The sequence below is a fragment of the uncultured Roseibium sp. genome (assembly GCF_963675095.2).
Taxonomy (GTDB): Bacteria; Pseudomonadota; Alphaproteobacteria; order Rhizobiales; family Stappiaceae; genus Roseibium.
The window spans coordinates 53,003-64,492 of record NZ_CAXXSJ010000007.1 but is presented as its reverse complement, the minus strand read 5'-3'; the positions used below and the strand labels follow the sequence as shown (position 1 = coordinate 64,492).

General features: G+C 58.6%; 11 protein-coding genes. All 11 read left to right on the top strand.

Annotated elements, in window-relative coordinates; genetic code table 11:
• Positions 1-780: 780 nt before the first annotated feature.
• The 11 genes from ABIN98_RS03580 (at position 781) to ABIN98_RS03530 (ending at position 11,458) form a co-directional block, all read left to right on the top strand.
• On the top strand, positions 781-1,866 hold the full coding sequence (locus ABIN98_RS03580; RefSeq protein ID WP_346907469.1) for a BMP family ABC transporter substrate-binding protein: 1,086 nt from the start codon (positions 781-783) through the stop codon (positions 1,864-1,866).
• Positions 1,867-1,881: 15 nt separating this feature from the next.
• A complete protein-coding gene (locus tag ABIN98_RS03575; RefSeq protein WP_346907467.1) occupies positions 1,882-3,372 on the top strand; it encodes an ABC transporter ATP-binding protein in 1,491 nt (496 codons plus the stop codon).
• On the top strand, positions 3,365-4,513 hold the full coding sequence (locus ABIN98_RS03570; RefSeq protein WP_346907465.1) for an ABC transporter permease: 1,149 nt from the start codon (positions 3,365-3,367) through the stop codon (positions 4,511-4,513). The genes ABIN98_RS03575 and ABIN98_RS03570 overlap by 8 nt, the downstream gene beginning before the upstream one ends.
• A complete protein-coding gene (locus ABIN98_RS03565; RefSeq protein ID WP_346907463.1) occupies positions 4,510-5,400 on the top strand; it encodes an ABC transporter permease in 891 nt (296 codons plus the stop codon). The genes ABIN98_RS03570 and ABIN98_RS03565 overlap by 4 nt, the downstream gene beginning before the upstream one ends.
• Positions 5,401-5,436: 36 nt before the next feature.
• Positions 5,437-6,420 (top strand): 2-oxoglutarate and iron-dependent oxygenase domain-containing protein, encoded by a 984-nt coding sequence (locus ABIN98_RS03560; RefSeq protein ID WP_346907461.1) that lies wholly within the window; start codon positions 5,437-5,439, stop codon positions 6,418-6,420.
• Positions 6,421-6,429: 9 nt separating this feature from the next.
• Positions 6,430-6,819 (top strand): VOC family protein, encoded by a 390-nt coding sequence (locus ABIN98_RS03555; protein WP_346907459.1) that lies wholly within the window; start codon positions 6,430-6,432, stop codon positions 6,817-6,819.
• A gap of 58 nt (positions 6,820-6,877) precedes the next feature.
• Positions 6,878-7,558, top strand: a complete 681-nt coding sequence (locus ABIN98_RS03550) for an isochorismatase family cysteine hydrolase (RefSeq protein ID WP_346907457.1) — start codon at positions 6,878-6,880, stop codon at positions 7,556-7,558.
• 543 nt (positions 7,559-8,101) lie between these two features.
• The gene (locus ABIN98_RS03545; protein WP_346907455.1) at positions 8,102-8,962 is read left to right on the top strand and encodes a branched-chain amino acid ABC transporter permease; all 861 of its coding nucleotides are present in this window, start codon (positions 8,102-8,104) and stop codon (positions 8,960-8,962) included.
• Positions 8,963-8,967: 5 nt separating this feature from the next.
• On the top strand, positions 8,968-9,999 hold the full coding sequence (locus ABIN98_RS03540; RefSeq protein WP_346907453.1) for a branched-chain amino acid ABC transporter permease: 1,032 nt from the start codon (positions 8,968-8,970) through the stop codon (positions 9,997-9,999).
• Positions 10,000-10,002: 3 nt separating this feature from the next.
• The gene (locus ABIN98_RS03535; protein ID WP_346907451.1) at positions 10,003-10,767 is read left to right on the top strand and encodes an ABC transporter ATP-binding protein; all 765 of its coding nucleotides are present in this window, start codon (positions 10,003-10,005) and stop codon (positions 10,765-10,767) included.
• Entirely contained in the window at positions 10,760-11,458 is a 699-nt protein-coding gene (locus ABIN98_RS03530) for an ABC transporter ATP-binding protein (protein ID WP_346907449.1), read from the top strand. Before ABIN98_RS03535 ends, ABIN98_RS03530 begins: the two co-directional genes overlap by 8 nt.
• Positions 11,459-11,490: the final 32 nt, after the last annotated feature.

The following is an 11,490-nucleotide window of genomic DNA, read 5'->3' as shown; positions in this document are numbered from 1 at the left end:
AAACACTTTGAAGCAGACCTCAGACTCGTCACATCGGGTCGCGATCCTGCGGAAGTGCTCGATCTGGTTAAACAAGCCTCGAACCGCTTCTTCGTCCGGACAGTCCCGAAAGTTGCTAAGTATGGACTTCCTGCGGTTTTCTTTCTGCGAAATGACCGGGCGGATACCAGCTGGAGCCAGGCTTTGACGCACCGCCTCGCATCGCAATCTCGCCCCGATAAGCCTCGGAGCAATTCTGACTGGCGGGGAATTGCCTAAATCCACCTTCGGGGCGGTCCAGTCTACTATATCTCGATCTTCTCTACGCATTGTGCCTGCCCTGCCGTTTCCAAGGCCGAAGGACTTAATCGTATGCGCTAATTTCTTCCGCTTGCCCAACGCAATCCAGAAAAGCAGATAAATTACTTACTTCTCCAGATTGTATACATTTTCTTTTGGCGACATTTCGCAGCGCGATTCATGGCTTCGTTTTTCAAAACCGTCTTCGATCGGGGTGCTTAAAAAACGTCTTTTAAATTGAAAAATAGCTCAGTTTTCAATCTCTTTGCTCATATTTTGACCATTTGTGCAATTTTTTCATGAAACTCTTTTTCGTTTCCTCGTTTGAGCTTGACGAGGTTTTTTCTTGGCACATACGATGGTTCCACATGGCGCGTATATACTGAAAATATAAGAATTACGATCCGCTGGATTCAATCCATCCGTAGAGCAGTTACGTATTGTTTTGACGGTTAAGCGGATAGCTGCGCCCGTATTTGTATAATGTTCAGAGGGACTATTATGAAAATACTTCGCATGACGGCTTTCGGTCTGGCTTTCGGCGCAATAGGCTTAGGCCAATCGGTCGGAAGCGCATCTGCCGAATTCGCTGCCAAAGGTGATCCGAAACCGGCTGTTGTCCTCTTCGGCGATTCCAACGACGGCGGTTGGTCACAGTCGATCGATGAGTCCCGCAAAATTCTCGAAAAGGAATTGGACGTCCGCATTCCGCAGGCTGAAAAAATCCCGGAATCCGCGACCGCGATCCGTCCGGCGACCGAATTGTTCATCGAGCGCGGCGCCAACATCATTCTCGGTTCTGCCTTTGGCTATTCGGATACCTTCAAGGAACTGGCTGAGCAGTATCCGGATATTGTCTTCATCAACCCGGCCGGCACCACCAACGGGGCCAACCTGAAAAGCATCTACGGTCGGACCTATGAAACCCAGTATCTGTGCGGCATGGTCGCCGGCGGACTAACCAAGTCCAACAAAATCGGTTTCGTGGCAGCCAATCCGTTCGGCCTCGTCAACTGGACCGTGAACGCCTACCTCATGGGTGCACGTCAGGTGAACCCCGATGCCCAGCTTTCGGTCGTCTTCACCGGCGCCTGGGCGGATCCGGTCAAGGAGCGCGCTGCCGCCGAAGCTCTTGTGGAACAGGGCATCGATGTTATCGGCCAGCACGTCGATACCCCGACCGTTCAGGTGGTTGCCGGCGAGCACAATATCTACGGCACCGGTCACCACCGCGATCTGTCGGAGTTCAGCAAAGCGACCCAGTGCTCGTCCGTCTGGACATGGGACCGCTTCCTCAAGCCTGAAATCGAGCGGATTGCAGCCGGTTCCTTCGAACCCGCAGCCTATGGCGCCTTTCTGTCCATCAATGATGGCCTGATCGATATCGCCTGCTGCGGTGATGCGGTCTCCGAAGAGCTGAAGGCCAAGGTTATGGCCGAACGGGATGCGATCATTGGCGGCAAGCAGATCTTCGCCGGCCCGCTTTCCGACCGTGACGGCACGGTCCGGGTCAAGGAGGGCGAGGTCCTCTCTGATGGCGATCTTTGGAGCATGGACTGGTTCGTCGAGGGAGTTTCCGGACAATAATCCGGTCAACCGAACATGCCGAACGCACTGAGCCTTTGTTCCGTTTCGAAAAGCTTTGGCAATTTCAAGGCGCTCGACAGCGTGGACTTCTCGGTGCGTTCCGGCGAGGTCCACGCGCTTCTTGGCGAAAATGGCGCCGGGAAATCGACGTTGATGAACATCGCCTGCGGTCTCTATGCCCCCGATGAGGGGCATGTGACGATGGATGGGAAGACAATCCTGTTATCCGATGCGCGCGATGCGGCCTCAAACGGGATCGGAATGGTGCATCAGCATTTCAAACTGGTGCCTGCCTTCACAGTTCTGGAAAATCTCGCATTGTTCAACCGTGGGCGACCGGCCAGCGAAACAGGCGCTCGTGCCCAGGAACTTGCCCGCGAAATGGGGTTCGAACTCGACCTTGCTAGACGGACCGGCTCCCTGGGTGTCGCCGAGCAGCAGCGCCTCGAAATTCTCAAGGTGCTGGTCGCCGGCGCACGGTTCATCATCCTGGATGAGCCGACCGCTGTCCTGAGCGATCAGGAAGCCCAGGCCTTGATGGTTATGATCCGCGGCCTTGCCGATGCCGGCAGTGCCGTGATCCTGGTCACGCACAAGCTTCATGAAGCCCTGAACCACAGCGACCGGATAACGGTCATGCGCGGCGGCCGGAAAATTGCGGAAACCGCTCCGGACGATATGGATGCAGGCAAATTGACGACCCTGATCGTCGGTGAGCAGATCATCGAAACGCCGGAACCCTCCCCTTCCATTGGTCAAACGCATGTTCGACTTTCGGAGGTGCGTGTCCCCGGGCAAGGCGGAAGAAAGGGACTTGAGGGCGTCAACTTCAGGGTCCGCAGCGGCGAGATCTACGGCGTCGCAGGCGTCGCGGGCAACGGCCAGAACGAACTGGCCGAGGTCATGATGGGCATTGCCACGCAAACTTCTGGCAGTATCGAGATCGAAGGGCATGGCGATGTTAGCCAGATGACGCCTGGTGCGCGCCGCCGCATCGGTCTGGCCTCGATTCCTGTCGACCGGTACCGGTTCGGTCTGGCCGGACGGCGAAGCATTGCTGACAATTATGCCGTCAGCGGTGTTCTTTCCGGAAAATACGGCGGTTGGTTCAGATTTAAACGCGCTCTTGCACGTAAACTCACGCGTGAGGCGGTCGAGGCATTCGATGTTCAGGGCGTTCGCGGCACCGGAATGAGGGCCGGGCTTCTGTCCGGCGGCAACGCGCAAAAGCTGGTCATCGCGAGGGAGTTCGAAAGCGAGCCCGAAGTCGTGCTCGCCCACAGCCCGTCGCGCGGCCTTGATGTCAGGGCAGGCGCCGCCGTGCATGAACGCCTGAGGGCAGCGCGCGACAGAGGGGCCGCGGTCATCCTGATCAGCGAGGATCTCGACGAGATCTTTCTTCTGTCCGACCGGATCGGCGTCCTGTCCGGGGGCCGTATGGTCGCGGAATTCGAGGCCCCCGCCAACCGCAATGACGTTGGAAAGGCCATGATTTCCCATGAGTAGCGGTGACGCAGCAGAACTGACGCCGATGGCCAACGGCCGGGACGCGGGTCAGCGCATGGTGCCGACTTCGCGGCCGCATGTGCGTCTGGTGCCGCTTCTGGAAGTGCGCCAGAACGTTTCCGAGATCCAGCGGCTGTTCTGGTACGGCCTCAGCCTCGCGGCTGCGACGGCCCTTTCCGTTGCGCTGCTGGCCTTTTCCGGGGTCGCCCCGTCGGATCTCATCCGTGAGATCGGGACGGTCGTATTCTCCAGTCCGCGTGCACTTGGATCGGTGCTGGCGCAGACGGCGCCGCTGTTGATGGCCGGTCTGGCCACGGCCATCGCGTTCCGGTCGAACTTCTGGAACATCGGCCTGGAAGGCCAGATGATCCTTGGCGCAATTTTCGCCTCCATCGTGGCGATCTATAATATCGGGCCGGATTCGACACGCCTCTACCTCATGGCCGTCGCTGCCATGGCTGGCGGGATGGTCTGGGTCGCAGGGCCGGCCTTTCTCAAGCAGCGACTGGGCATCAGCGAGGTCATCACAACCTTGCTGCTCAATTATGTCGCCTTCAATCTGCTGCTTCATCTGCTCTACGGCCCCTGGAAGGACCCGGTCAGCAGCTTTCCGCATACGGAGCAATTCGACGCGTTCGAACGCCTGCCGATGCTGGGTTGGCTGAACCTGACCTGGACGCTACCGCTCGCCGCAATCCTGGCCGCGCTCCTGTGGTGGATCCTGTCCTTCAGCCGTGTCGGCTATCTCCTTGATCTGAGCAGTTCCAACTCCGAAATGGCACGGGCAGTCGGCGTGCCGGTCGCCAAGCTCACGGTTCTGGCCATTCTGGCCTCAGGGGCCGTCGGCGGTTTGACGGGCTTTTCCATTGCCGCCGGCGTGGAATTCCGCATGACCCAGGACTTCTTCACCGGCTACCTGTTTTCCGGCGTCCTGATCGCCTTCCTCGGCCGCAACCACCCGCTCGGTGTGGTCATCGTCGCCTTCTTCATGGCCGTCCTGCTTCTGGTGGGACAAAGCCTCCAGGTGTTCTTCCAGGTGCCCTCGGCGCTTGTGCAACTGGTGCAGGCGATCTTCATCATCTGCGTTGCCGCGTCCGAATTCTTCCTGACCTACCGGATGCATTGGCGGGCCGCATCATGAGCGAATTTCTGTTCAACTGGCTGATCAATGTGCCTGCGTTCGCCGCGCCTTTCGCTCTCGCGGCGCTTGGGTTGATCCTCAGCGAGCGTGCCGGCGTTCTCAATCTCGGGGCCGAAGGCTTCATGCTGGCGGGGGCCCTGGCCGGTATCGGATTGATGGTCAATGGCGCGCCGCCTCTTGTCGCTCTCGGCGGCTCGGTCCTGGCGGGAATGGCGATGGGGCTTGTCTTCGCGTTTCTGGCAGCAAGCCTGCGCATCAACCATGTCATCGCCGGCCTGGCCCTTGTCTTTTTCAGTGACGCGCTGACCCGTTACATTGCCGCTTATGCGGGATGGACCAACAAGCCGATCAAGGGACTGGAGCCGATCCTCTTCGGTCAGGACATCGTCGTCTGCGCCACTCCCCTGCTCTGCCTGGCCTGTGTATGGTTGTTTAACCGGACCCGCTTCGGATTGTCATTACGCGCCGTCGGCGAAAACCCTGCCGCAGCGGACGCGGCCGGGATCGATGTCACGACCATGCGCATTCTGGCGATCCTGCTCGGTACGGCCCTGATCGGACTTGCCGGCGGTTATCTGACCGTCGCCGTTTCCAAGATCTGGACCAACTCGGTTGTTGGCGGGCGGGGCTGGATTGCCATCGCATTGGTCATCTTTGCGCGCTGGCATCCATGGCGGGCGCTCCTGGGGGCGGTCCTGTTCGGATGCATCGAGGCCCTGATCCCCCGGATCGCAGCGACGGGCGTCGATGTTCCGCGCTACTTCCTGCACATGACCCCTTACCTGGCAACGCTCGGCGTCATGATCTGGGCCGCCATGCGCGGTTCGGACAGGAGCGCTCAACCGGCGGCCCTCGGCCTGCATCACATAAGAGAAGATCGAAACTGATCCCCTTCCGGAACACTTAAAAGTGGAGAACAGCCCATGATTATCTATGAACCGCCTCACGCGGCCACGGAGATCCCGCTCATCGATCTCACAGACAGCTTTTCCGATGATATCGAGAAGCGGAAAAAGGTTGCGTGGGAGATCCACAAGGCCTGCGTCGACACCGGGTTCTTCTACGTGAAGAACCACGGCATTTCGCAGGAGGACATGGACAACCAGCTCGCGCTGGCGGCGAAGTTCTTCGATCTTCCGCTCGAAGAAAAGATGAAGCTCGACTCCAAGAACGAGGATTCCACCCGCGGGTATGAGCCGATGGCGGCGCAGACCCTGGATGAAGGTTCGCCTCCGGATCTCAAGGAAGGCTTCATGTCCAGTGTCGATGCGGACGAGAACCACCGTTACACCAAACAGAATGTACCGGGGACCGGCCGAAACCAGTGGCCGGAAAGCTTCCCGGAGTTCAAGGAAGAATACGAAGCCTACACGGAAAAGGCACTCAATCTCGGACGGCATCTGGCCCGGTTGGTCGCCCTTTCTCTGGACCTGCCGGAAGATTATTTCGACCAGTCCCTGGAAGAGCCGCTGCACTATTGCCGCATCCTGAAATATCCGCCGATGCCCAAGGATGCCGCGCCGAACCAGCTTGGTGCCGGCGCGCATTCGGACTGGGGCCTTCTGACGTTGCTTCTGCAAGATGATGTCGGCGGTCTCGAGGTGCGCAACGCCGACGGCAAATGGATCTCGGCGCCGCCGATCAAGGGCGCCTATATCATCAACCTCGGAGAGATGTTCCCGGTTATCACCAATGATCGCTACAAGGCGACCATGCACCGGGTGCTGAACAACAACAGCGACAAGACCCGCTATTCCTGTCCGACCTTCTGCGACCCGGAATATTTCTACAAGGTCAAGTGCGCGCCGACGATCCTGGAGCATGACGGCATGGCGAAATACCCCGAAATGACGGCGGGCGAGCATCTCCGCGCCCAATTCGAGAAAACCTTCGGAACGGCAGCCTAGAGAGACCCCATGAACCTGTTGATGCAAGTAAGCCTGTTTTCCGAGGATTTTATCGGTCTGTCGGAATTCTATCGTGATCTGTTCGATCTTCCGGAGGTTGAGGATCTGCGTTCCGACGTGTTCCGGGGCTACATGTCCGGAGACGTCATGATCGGCTTCAGCGCGCTGGCCGCCTACGACATGCTGGGGCTTGACGAAAGAAAGGCGGGTGAAGGCGACCAGACGGCCTTCACGTTCAAGCTGGCCACCAAGGAAGCGCTTGATACGTGTGTCGAGGCTGCCAAGGCCCGAGGCGGCACACTCGTGAAGGAACAGTTCATGACCTATTACAATTGGTACATGGCGGTCCTTCGCGATCCGGACGGCAATGCCATCCGGCTGGCCTGCACCACACCGTGAATTAAGAGCGCGGGCGGATATCCCGCCCGCGCTGCCCCATCAAGAGGTCGCCGATCCTATGAAAGCAATCGTCTATGGCGTCGAGAAGGTAATCCCGGACGATCCGTTTCGCAATTGGGTGAAACGGGACGACACGGCGATCATCTCGATCGACATGCATCAGGGGCATCTGTCGGAAGATCCCATGTGCCCCTGTCCGGCACCACGTGGACGAGCTATCATCGAGCCGGTCAATGCGTTTCACCGCCAGGCCCGGGAACTTGGCGTGCCTGTGATCCACGTCCGCTCAATCCTGCGCAAGACCGGAGAGGACGATCTGAAAGGCCAGCACCCGGCCGCGTGGCGTTCTCTTGTGTCCCTCTATGCCGAACCCATTCCCGGAATCGATGAACACGCGATCCAGGGGTCTAAATGGACCGAGTTTGCGACCGAAGTCCTGGAGACCGACCTGATCGTCGAGACCAAGCGCAGGCTGTCGCCCTTTTATCCGACAGATCTGGATTTTCTTTTGCGCTCCATGGGGATCAAGCGCGTCGTCCTGAACGGCGGAATGACCGACTGTTGCGTTCTCAACGCCACTTTCGACGCATCCAACCTCGGCTACCGCGTCTGTGTGGCCGCTGATCTCGTTCGCGGATCGAACGAAGAGATGGAAGACGCCGCGCTCAAGATGGTTTCCCTGCACACCGGGCTGGTGATGCGATCGGATGAAATCCTGGCAGTCTGGGCTGGCGGCTGATTTCCGATCTTTTGTCAGTTCAACTCAACATTCTACGAGCCTGACCAAGGCAACCTTCGAGCGTTAGGACGAAGGTTAGTTGAATTTCTATGTCCTATTTCGGAAACGGCGCTGATGGCACGAACCGCTTCATGCTGGTTTGGGATGGCGCAGATTCCCGGACAGCGGCTCTACTGTTCGCAACCCATGCGGTCATAGAGATGCCGGGTACATCGATAAGTCTTCATGCTCCCAAGATGGTCTTCTTCAGGAATGCCGAAATATGTCAGGTACCTTCAAGGCCTCAACATGAATACAATTTGATCACAACCGTATTTTTCCGAATATATTCAATCACATACCCTGCTTACCGATTGAACAGGCTGGCCATTGTTTAAACACTGGCCAGAATATGTATTTTTGCACACGTCTTTGCAGTTTTTTCTGATTTACAGGCAATTTTGCACATTCAAGGATACGTCCCATCAAAGAACTCCCATGACTTCCAATGCTGGAGTTCCATTCCCGCTCAATCGAAACGGGATGCCGGAAGGGACTGAAATTGTGCTGAATCTCGTCATTGCCCTTGCGATCAACGGGATCGTATGGGGACTGATCATCGCGCTGATCGCCGTTGGTTTGTCGATCATCTTCGGACTGCTCGATGTCATCAATCTTGCCCATGGGGACTTCTTCATGGTCGGAACGGTGTTTGCCTGGGGCATCCTTGAGCTGACCGGTAATTTCTGGCTCGCCCTCCTGATCGTTCCGCTTCTCGGGTTGCTTTTAGGCATCGCCGTTCATCTGCTTGTCATCAAACCTATCGGCCAGCAGGCGGCCTTGACGATCGTCGCCACGTTCGGCCTTTCGATTATCCTCCAGGAAGGCACGCGTGCAACGTTCGGCGCGACGCCGAGGCGCCTACTGCCGCCGATCGATGGCACCATTCCCCTGCTCGGTATCGAGTACGATATTTACCGCCTCGTCGCCGCGTTGATCTCAATAACTGCGATCTCGGGTTTCTTCCTCTTTCTGCACAAGACCAAGTTCGGCACCTGGATGCGGGCCGTGCGTCAGAACCGGGAAGCCGCCATTACCATGGGCATCCCGGCGGGGCGCATTTTCACGGCGACCTTTGCCCTTGGCACCGCGCTCGCGGCCCTTGGAGGCGCGGTGGCGGCCCCCATCACCACCGTGGACTTCCGTGCTGGCGTCGACATCCTGCCCTTTTGCTTCATGGCGGTGATCATCGGCGGTCTCGGCAACCTTCAGGGCACAGTCGCCGCCGCCGTCCTCTTGTCCTTCATGGAGGGCGTCATCACCAGTGTCGCCGATCCGACAGTTGCGCGTATTACCTCCCTTTGCCTGATGTGCGGCGTGCTGCTTCTGCGTCCGCAGGGCCTGTTCGCAGGGTTGGTGCGGTGATGACTATGACCCGGAAAATCGATAGCCTCGTCGCAGCACTTATCTGTGTCCTGTTCCTGTCCGCCCCCTGGGTCCTGCCGCTGTTCGTCAGCAGTTTCTGGATCGACATCACGGCGGAAATCCTGATCTGGTCGCTGTTCGCGGCCAGCGTGAACCTGCTCTTCGGATATGTCGGCCTGCTCTCCTTCGGTCAGGCGCTTTATTTCGGCTTCGGCATGTACGGGGTCGCGATCGGAATATCGCATTTCGACCTGGGTTTCTGGCCCGCACTGGCTGTCGGGATTTTGGCGGCTGTTCTGATCGCGGTCGTAACGGGGGCGCTCGCGGTGCGGCTGACCTGGCACTACTTCGCCATCATCACCGTCGTCTTTTCCCTCATCTTCTACTTCCTGGCCCTCACGTCCAAGCCGATAACCGGTGGCGACGACGGAATGGGGTTCTCCCTGCCCCCGGTTTTCTCCTTCGGCGAGTTCGAGCTCTCTTTGACGGACCAGACCGTCCAGTATTTCTTCATCCTGGCTGTGGTCGCGCTCTGCTTTTTCCTGAAACACCGTCTGCTTAAAAGCCCGCTCGGCCGTGCGCTCATCGCAGTCCGGGAGAACGACGTCCGTGCGGAACTGATCGGCCTCAATGTCTACCTGCTGCGCCTCACCGCCTTCGTTTTTGCCGGGTTCCTTGCTGGCACGGCCGGTGCCTTGTTCGCCTTCTTCGGCCGCTACGCGTCTGCCTCCTACATGTTTTACCATGTCTCCGGAGAGGGCGTCGTCTGGACCATCGTCGGCGGTGCAGGCACCCTCCTCGGCCCGGTCTTCGGCACCGGCCTCCTGATCATTCTCCGTGAACAACTATCCCTCTATTGGGAGCATTACCTGCTGCCTGTCGGCGTCATCGTGATCCTGACCGCGATTTTCGCGCCGAACGGCCTTGTCGGTATCTACCGGGCGATCCTCAATCGGATTTTTGGCTACCCGGATACCGACACGCCCGCCGATGAGAGCCTGGCCCCTGATGTGCCACCAGCACGTGGGGAGGACTGAACCATGACAGATTCCATTCTCGAAATTTCCGGACTCACCAGGAGCTTCGGTGGCCTGATTGCCGTCAACAAGGTCGACCTGACCTTACCGAAGGGCCGGCTGCACGCGGTGATAGGACCTAACGGCGCCGGCAAGACAACCTTCTTCAATCTCATTTCCGGGTTTCTGAAGCCCGATACGGGCAAGGTCATTTTCAATGGCAAGGACATCACAGGCCTGAAGTCCCATCGCATCAGCCAAATGGGGTTAGCCCGGACACTTCAGATCAAGAGCGTCTTTCCGGGAATGACCGTTGAAGAAAACATCTGGATTGCAGCTCAGTCCAGACGTTCTGTCTTCCGTCCCTTCGTATCGGCCGACTCGATTTCCGAAACGCGGGACAAGGTCGAAGCCGTCCTCACCCGGACCGGCCTGTTGCCTTTCGCCAAACGGGAGGCAGGCACGCTGTCCTATGGCGATGTCGCCCTTCTTGAAATCGGGATCGCGCTTGCGACCGAACCGAAGCTGCTGCTCCTCGACGAACCGGTCTGCGGCATGAGCCCGGCGGAGACCAACCAGACGGTGGAGCGGATCAAGGAACTGTCGTCGACCTGCGAAATCGTCATCATCGAACATGACATGGAAGTGGTGTTCGAAGTAGCGGACGACATCACGGTCATGGCCCAGGGAAGCATTCTTGCCCAAGGCACGCCCAAACAGATTGCCGAGGATGCGCATGTGCGTGCGGTTTATCTCGGCGAAGAGGACGAGGACCTTGAATATGCTTGAGCTTCAGCAGGTCCGGGCCCAATACGGAAAACTGAAAATCCTGCAAGGGGTCGACCTGACGGTTGGCGAGGGCGAAGCCGTCGCTCTGCTCGGTCGGAACGGCGTCGGCAAGACGACGACCCTGCGGACCATTATGGGGCTGATGCCCTGTGCTGGCGGTTCCGTCCGTTTCGACGGGGCGGAACTGACCAAACTCGCCGCGCACAAGATCCCGCGTCACGGCATCGGCTACGTCTCCCAGGGACGCGGGTTGTTTGGTCATCTGACCGTCACCGAAAATCTGGCGATCGGGCTGCCCGGGAAGCCGCCGGCCGATCTCGAGGATCATGTCTACGAACGCTTTCCCCGACTGAAGGAACGCGCAAGGCAGAAGGCGGGTACCCTGTCGGGTGGCGAACAACAGATGCTGGCGATCGCCCGTTGCCTCGTCATGCGGCCCAAACTGCTCATCCTCGATGAACCGACCGAGGGCATCATGCCCAGCCTCGTCGCCGATATCCGGGCGGAGATTGCCCGGATCAATGGCGAGGGCATGTCGATCCTGCTCGTCGAGCAAAACGTCAAGACCGCGCTCCGGCTGTGTTCGCGCATCGTCATCATGGAGAAGGGCGTGATCGTCCACAGCGGAACGGCGCAGGACCTGCGGCAGAACACGGAGATCATTCACCGCTATTTGGGCCTGTCGCTCTGAGAAGCCCAATCGGGCATCCCGGCCCGCAAACA

Coding starts and splice junctions, on each gene's coding strand:
- ABIN98_RS03580 (WP_346907469.1), top strand. CDS start 781: ATGAAAATACTTCGCATGACGGCTTTCGGTCTGGCTTTCGGCGCAATA.
- ABIN98_RS03555 (WP_346907459.1), top strand. CDS start 6,430: ATGAACCTGTTGATGCAAGTAAGCCTGTTTTCCGAGGATTTTATCGGT.
- ABIN98_RS03570 (WP_346907465.1), top strand. CDS start 3,365: ATGAGTAGCGGTGACGCAGCAGAACTGACGCCGATGGCCAACGGCCGG.
- ABIN98_RS03535 (WP_346907451.1), top strand. CDS start 10,003: ATGACAGATTCCATTCTCGAAATTTCCGGACTCACCAGGAGCTTCGGT.
- ABIN98_RS03565 (WP_346907463.1), top strand. CDS start 4,510: ATGAGCGAATTTCTGTTCAACTGGCTGATCAATGTGCCTGCGTTCGCC.
- ABIN98_RS03530 (WP_346907449.1), top strand. CDS start 10,760: ATGCTTGAGCTTCAGCAGGTCCGGGCCCAATACGGAAAACTGAAAATC.
- ABIN98_RS03540 (WP_346907453.1), top strand. CDS start 8,968: ATGACCCGGAAAATCGATAGCCTCGTCGCAGCACTTATCTGTGTCCTG.
- ABIN98_RS03575 (WP_346907467.1), top strand. CDS start 1,882: ATGCCGAACGCACTGAGCCTTTGTTCCGTTTCGAAAAGCTTTGGCAAT.
- ABIN98_RS03550 (WP_346907457.1), top strand. CDS start 6,878: ATGAAAGCAATCGTCTATGGCGTCGAGAAGGTAATCCCGGACGATCCG.
- ABIN98_RS03560 (WP_346907461.1), top strand. CDS start 5,437: ATGATTATCTATGAACCGCCTCACGCGGCCACGGAGATCCCGCTCATC.